1 rRNA gene is annotated in these 437 nt (G+C 53.8%); it reads right to left on the bottom strand.

The window, feature by feature from the left end:
• A 23S ribosomal RNA gene (locus tag ACF8FD_RS02955) occupies positions 1–437 on the bottom strand; the annotation flags it as partial.

The raw sequence follows: 437 nt of genomic DNA, 5'->3' as shown, positions 1-437 counted from the left end.
CGTCCACTCTGGTCCTCTCGTACTAGGAGCAGATCCTCTCAAATTTCCAACGCCCACGGTAGATAGGGACCGAACTGTCTCACGACGTTCTAAACCCAGCTCGCGTACCTCTTTAAATGGCGAACAGCCATACCCTTGGGACCTGCTTCAGCCCCAGGATGAGATGAGCCGACATCGAGGTGCCAAACACCGCCGTCGATATGAACTCTTGGGCGGTATCAGCCTGTTATCCCCAGAGTACCTTTTATCCGTTGAGCGATGGCCCTTCCATACAGAACCACCGGATCACTAAGACCTACTTTCGTACCTGCTCGACTTGTGGGTCTCGCAGTTAAGCGCGCTTTTGCCTTTATACTCTACGCGTGATTTCCGACCACGCTGAGCGCACCTTCGTACTCCTCCGTTACTCTTTAGGAGGAGACCGCCCCAGTCAAACT

This window comes from Acinetobacter sp. TYF_19, assembly GCF_043105125.1.
Taxonomy (GTDB): Bacteria; Pseudomonadota; Gammaproteobacteria; order Pseudomonadales; family Moraxellaceae; genus Acinetobacter; species Acinetobacter johnsonii.
This window is presented reverse-complemented; position numbering and strand designations above follow the sequence as displayed.